7 protein-coding genes and 1 pseudogene are annotated in these 5,257 nt (G+C 62.5%); all 8 read left to right on the top strand.

Translation table 11 applies throughout. The features are described from left to right. Nucleotides 1–432, top strand: a 432-nt coding sequence (locus ACJWXQ_RS10530; protein WP_406672788.1) for a GspE/PulE family protein, incomplete at its 5' end; no start/stop codon positions are given. Between the two features lie 111 nt (nucleotides 433–543). Beyond that, complete coding sequence (locus tag ACJWXQ_RS10525) at nucleotides 544–1,779, top strand: type II secretion system F family protein (protein WP_406672787.1); 1,236 nt, start codon at nucleotides 544–546, stop codon at nucleotides 1,777–1,779. Nucleotides 1,780–1,962: 183 nt separating this feature from the next. Continuing rightward, nucleotides 1,963–2,847, top strand: coding sequence for an A24 family peptidase (locus ACJWXQ_RS10520; protein WP_346050429.1), 885 nt, complete (start codon nucleotides 1,963–1,965; stop codon nucleotides 2,845–2,847). Between the two features lie 15 nt (nucleotides 2,848–2,862). Beyond that, complete coding sequence (gene coaE, locus ACJWXQ_RS10515) at nucleotides 2,863–3,483, top strand: dephospho-CoA kinase (RefSeq protein WP_346050431.1); 621 nt, start codon at nucleotides 2,863–2,865, stop codon at nucleotides 3,481–3,483. 32 nt (nucleotides 3,484–3,515) lie between these two features. Further along, on the top strand, nucleotides 3,516–4,298 hold the full coding sequence (zapD, locus tag ACJWXQ_RS10510; protein ID WP_346050433.1) for a cell division protein ZapD: 783 nt from the start codon (nucleotides 3,516–3,518) through the stop codon (nucleotides 4,296–4,298). Nucleotides 4,299–4,308: 10 nt separating this feature from the next. Then, on the top strand, nucleotides 4,309–4,542 hold the full coding sequence (gene yacG / locus ACJWXQ_RS10505) for a DNA gyrase inhibitor YacG (protein ID WP_406672786.1): 234 nt from the start codon (nucleotides 4,309–4,311) through the stop codon (nucleotides 4,540–4,542). A 1-nt stretch (nucleotide 4,543) separates the two neighbouring features. Next, the gene (locus tag ACJWXQ_RS10500) at nucleotides 4,544–4,735 is read left to right on the top strand and encodes a DUF2283 domain-containing protein (RefSeq protein WP_406672785.1); all 192 of its coding nucleotides are present in this window, start codon (nucleotides 4,544–4,546) and stop codon (nucleotides 4,733–4,735) included. A 16-nt stretch (nucleotides 4,736–4,751) separates the two neighbouring features. After that, nucleotides 4,752–5,257, top strand: a pseudogene (locus ACJWXQ_RS10495) (DNA replication terminus site-binding protein); the annotation flags it as partial.

Genomic DNA, 5,257 nt, shown 5'->3' with positions numbered 1-5,257 from the left:
GCGCCCAAGACCCTGTCTCGACTGGTGGACATGGGGGTGCAGCCCTATGCCATTGCCAGCTCCGTGACCCTGATCATCGCTCAGCGCCTGGGGCGCCGTCTGTGCAGCAATTGCAAGAAACCGGTGGACATCCCCAAGGAGGCCTTGCTGCGGGCAGGGTTCAGCGAGAAAGAGGTGGATGATGGTCTCAAGCCCCTGGGCCCGGTGGGCTGTGAGCAATGCAATGAAGGCTACAAGGGCCGGGTGGGGATCTACCAGGTGATGCCGGTCACCGAGAACATCGGTCGGATCATCATGGAAGGCGGCAACTCCATGGACATTGCCAAGGTGGCCGAGGAGGATGGTGTCCAGGATCTGCGCCGTTCCGGGCTGAACCGGGTGGCAGACGGCACCACCAGTCTGGACGAAATCATCCGCGTGACCACCGATTAAGACAGACCGTCAGAACATGGGAAGCCATTCCCGGAAAACTGTTATGCTGTGTGAGCAAGACCCACGACCGTCCCCCAGCCGGGGCGGCTCAGCCTGTACGGGGAAGATGTGATGGCCAAGGCAGCGAGCAAGACCAAGCCCAAGAAGGAGTACAAGTTCAAGTGGGAGGGCACGGACCAGAAGGGCAACAAGGTGTCCGGCACCACCACGGCGGGCTCCGAGGCGGCTGTCAAGCAGGAGGTGCGCCAAAAGGGCATCATCCCCGCCAAGGTACGTCGGGAGAGCGCCCTGGCCGGGATTGGCAAGGGCAAGAAGGTGAGCGCTGCCGACATTGCCATCTTCTCTCGCCAGATGGCCACCATGATGAGTTCCGGGGTGCCCCTGGTGCAGTCCTTCGAAATCGTCGGACGAGGCAGTGACAACCCGAAATTCCGGGACTTGATGCAAGCCATTCGCGAGGACATCGAAGCCGGCACCAACCTGGCCGACGCCCTCGCCAAGCACCCCCAGCACTTCGACAAGCTCTACATCAATCTGGTCCGTTCCGGTGAGCAGTCCGGTGCCCTCGAGGCGCTGCTGGACAAGATTGCCACCTACAAGGAAAAGACCGAAGCCCTCAAGGCCAAGATCAAGAAGGCCCTGTTCTACCCGGCCGCGGTCATGGTCGTGGCCATCATCGTCACGATTATTCTGCTGATCTACGTGGTGCCCCAGTTCGAGGATCTGTTTGGTGGCTTCGGCGCCGATCTGCCCGCTTTCACCCGGATGGTGCTGGATCTCTCGGAGTTCGTTCAGACCCGGGGGTGGATGATACTGATTGGGGTTGTTGCGGTAATCAGTGCCCTCATTACTTTGAAAAAGCGCAGCCCGGCCTTTCAGCGCCTGATTGACCGCATGGTCCTCAAGATCCCCCAGCTCGGCCCCATCATGCAGGATGCGGCCGTGGCGCGCTTCTCCCGCACCCTGGCGACCATGTTCAGTGCCGGTGTGCCGCTGGTGGAAGCATTGGAATCAGTGGCGGGGGCCACCGGTAATGTGGTCTATGAGGAAGCCATTCTCAAGATGCGGGATCAGGTCGCCACCGGCCAGCAGCTCAATGTGGCCATGAATGAGGTCGACCTCTTCCCCAACATGGTGACCCAGATGATCTCCATTGGTGAGGAGGCCGGTTCCATCGACACCATGGCCTCCAAGGTCGCGGATATCTACGAGGAGCGGGTGGACAATGCCGTTGACGCCCTCTCCAGTCTTTTGGAGCCGCTCATCATGGCGGTTCTCGGTGTCCTCGTGGGTGGTCTGGTGCTTGCCATGTACCTGCCGATCTTCCAGATGGGCTCCGTCGTTTAAGGGAAGTTCCCAGTGAACAGTTCCCAGTGAACAGTGGGGTCGCGGCCGCTAGAATGCTGTGAAACTCCGGCTGAAGCCGCACAAGACGCTGCCCACAGGTGGCAACTGCCTGGCAGAAAGCTGTAGGCTTTTCGGCTGGCACGGCCGGCTGTTCACTGGGAACTGTTCACTGGGAACTCTTTTATGATCGAATTTCTGTCTGCCTTTCGAGCCGAATTCACATGGGTATTCTGGTTCGGGGTGGTTGCCTTTGGCTTGATTGTCGGCAGTTTCATCAATGTGGTGATCCATCGCCTGCCCATCATGATGATGCAGGGCTGGCAGAGGGAATGTGCCGAACTCCTGCAGTGCCCTGACAAGGCCCCCACCGAGTCCGACCGCTATGACCTGGTCAAACCGCGCTCGGCCTGCCCGGGCTGTGGCCGCATGATAAAGGCCTGGGAGAACATCCCGGTGATCAGTTTCCTCCTGCTGCGGGCCCGCTGCCCGGGCTGCGGCATGCGCATTTCCCTGCGTTACCCCCTGGTCGAGATTCTGGTGGCGGTGCTTACCACCGGCGTTATTCTGGCCTTCGGTCTCAGTCTCCACAGCCTGGCCATGCTGCCCCTGGTCTGGGCCCTGGTGGCCATGAGCTTCATCGATCTGGAGCACCAGTTACTGCCTGATCAGCTCACCCTGCCCCTGCTGTGGCTGGGGCTGGTGATCAGCCTCCATCCCAGTGCGCCACTGGATCCCGGCCAGGCAGTGATCGGCGCCGCAGTGGGTTATCTCTCCCTTTGGTCGGTCTACCACCTCTTTCGCCTGCTCACCGGCAAGGAAGGCATGGGCTATGGCGATTTCAAGCTCATGGGCCTGCTCGGCGCCTGGATGGGCTGGACGGTGATTCCCCTGGTGGTATTGCTGGGATCCGGGCTGGGGGTGCTGGCGGCCATTGGCATGGCCCTGGCGGGACGGACCGTACGTGACCGGCCCATGCCTTTCGGGCCCTATCTGGCTGGCGCCGGACTGGTCGCCCTGCTCTGGGGCGATGCCATCATCAGCGGCTATCTGCGTTTCTCGGGCATCTAGGCTCGAATCCGGGACATGGCCACAAACGGACAGAAGCAGCCCCCCTTGTGGATTGCCCTGACCGGCGGCGCCGGCAGCGGGAAGTCGGCGGTGGCGGATCATTTGCGCTCCCTGGGTGTGACCGTCGTCGACACCGATCAACTGGCCCGGGAAGTGGTGGCGCCGGGTGAAGCAGGCCTGGCCGCGGTGGTGGCCGCCTTTGGTGATCAACTCTTGACCGCGGATGGTGAACTGGACCGCCGACGACTGCGGGAGCAGATCCTTGCCGATGACAATACACGCCATCGGCTGGAAAGCATTCTTCACCCCTTGATCATGGAGCGCCTGACAAGACAGCTGGCACAGGCCGAGGGACCCTATGCCGTGGCCGAAATTCCGCTGCTGGTGGAATCCGGGCAGCAGGAACATTTCGATCGCGTGATTACCGTGGAAGCCCCCATGGCCGAGCGGATACAGCGGCTGATGCAGCGCGATCAGGTGGATGAGTCGGCGGCCCGCCGTCTGATTGCCGCCCAGGCGGATGAGTCGGCACGACGGGCCATCGCCGACCAGGTCATCGAGAATGATCAGGATCTGGCTGCCCTGAAAGAGCGGGTCGAGGCACTCCATCAAGAACTGTTGTCATCAAGACTTTAAAAACTTCCCCCGCTCCGGGAGAATACCCGCGCATGAGCGCCGGCAGCAGTCATTCACGCATTGTTTTCGAACAGCCCTTCAGCGAACAGATCCGGACCTTTCTGCGTCTGGAACACCTGTTTCGCCGGGCCCGTCATGGCCTGTCACGCCAATCACCCTGGGATAGCCTGAGCGGCGCCGAGACCGTGCTGGAGATCCTGGCCCTGCTGGGCCGCGGCGATGTTCGCCGCGCCCTCCTAAAGGAAACCGATCGCATCAGCCAGGCCCTGCAGGATTACAGTCATCGGGACGGCGTGGACGAGACACGTCTGGCGGGGGTACTCGAGGAACTTCGTACCGTTCGGGAGAACCTGGGCCGGGACCAGATATCCCCGGATCGGCCACTGCGTGAAAATGATTTCCTGGCCATGATCCAGCAGCGGCTGAGCATCCCGGGCGGCACCTGCGGCTTTGACCTGCCCCGCCTGCATGCCTGGCTCGAACTGGCCGCCGATCAACGCAAGCCCGAGCTGGCCGGTTGGCTGGACCAGCTCAGCCCGCTGGAGGACGCGGTGCGGGAGCTGCTGCAATTGATCCGTGGCAGTGCGGTGGAACAGCCGGAGTTGGCGAAGCGGGGGTTCTACATGCAGTCTCCCAGCGGTAGCCAGGACTGTCGGATGGTTCGGGTGGTGGTCCGGGAGGCCGGACTCTACCCGGAGATCAGCGGCAACCGGCATCGTTTCACTGTCCGCTTTCTTAAATTGGGCGAGCTTGCAGGCCAGGCCGAACCGGTGGCGGAGGATGTCAGCTTCGGACTCGCCCTTTGCCAACTTTGAATGGAGCCCCATGAGCAAGACGCAACGCCCCCTGGAAGTCGCCTGCCCCCAGTGCAGCAAGAAGGTCGTGTGGAGCGAGAAGAACCCCGACCGGCCCTTCTGCAGCGAGCGCTGCCGCCTGCTCGATCTCGGCGCCTGGGCCGACGGCACCCGCCGCATCGCCGGCGAGCCCGCCATGGATGAGACAGAGATCGACGAGATGATCATGCGCGCCGAGCGTGGAATGCAGGACCGGGAGGGTTGAAATGAGAACCACCTATGACGAAGCAGACGATATCCTGGTGCTCCACCTGGCAGACAAGCCGATCGTGAAGGAGGCCTCCCAAGACTGGAATACCCATGTCAGCTACGCCGAAGATGGCTCCATAGTGGAAGTCGTGATTCTGGAAGCATCCAAACAGGGCGCCTGGCCTCTTCTCAAGAGTGCTGCCGCGTGATTTCTCGTTGAGCACCATGCCACGCCCCGAGTACCGCCTGCTGGCCGAACTGGAGGCTGCCTTCGATGCACTGATCGAAGCCGGCGAGGCTGTGGCGGCGGCCTACCATCGGGCACCCACCGCCTGCTGGATCTTCGGTGAGCCGGAACCGGTGAGCGCCGAGCGCGCCGAGGCCTGGCTGCGCAACGCCCTTATGGATGTGTGGTATCAGGATGGCCAGGACGGCCGCGCCACACGCACCCACATCGGGCTGGTGGCCGCCGGCGAAGCGATGATGGAAGCCGCTATACGGGCCAATGCCGCCAAGACGGACTTCGCCGCCCTGCTCGCCCGTATCAAGGAGAGCGAACCCGAACTGATTCCCGAGGCGAAGGCTGTACTGCCCTTCCGTCATCCGGAACTGCACGACCACCTGCGCGGCCAGGGGCTGGCACGGGTGCACCTCAAGCAGTGCTGGCGAGCGATTCCCATCGCCGAGGCCCCACTGGCCCGGGTTCGGCTGGCATGGTACTCGAGCGGGCG

The organism is Natronospira sp., from assembly GCF_007134575.1.
Taxonomy (GTDB): domain Bacteria; phylum Pseudomonadota; class Gammaproteobacteria; order Natronospirales; family Natronospiraceae; genus Natronospira; species Natronospira elongata.
The sequence above is the reverse complement of the archived record's forward strand: the minus strand, read 5'-3'. Positions and strand labels throughout refer to the sequence as shown.

Coding starts and splice junctions, on each gene's coding strand:
- ACJWXQ_RS10525 (WP_406672787.1), top strand. CDS start 544: ATGGCCAAGGCAGCGAGCAAGACCAAGCCCAAGAAGGAGTACAAGTTC.
- ACJWXQ_RS10520 (WP_346050429.1), top strand. CDS start 1,963: ATGATCGAATTTCTGTCTGCCTTTCGAGCCGAATTCACATGGGTATTC.
- coaE (WP_346050431.1), top strand. CDS start 2,863: ATGGCCACAAACGGACAGAAGCAGCCCCCCTTGTGGATTGCCCTGACC.
- zapD (WP_346050433.1), top strand. CDS start 3,516: ATGAGCGCCGGCAGCAGTCATTCACGCATTGTTTTCGAACAGCCCTTC.
- yacG (WP_406672786.1), top strand. CDS start 4,309: ATGAGCAAGACGCAACGCCCCCTGGAAGTCGCCTGCCCCCAGTGCAGC.
- ACJWXQ_RS10500 (WP_406672785.1), top strand. CDS start 4,544: ATGAGAACCACCTATGACGAAGCAGACGATATCCTGGTGCTCCACCTG.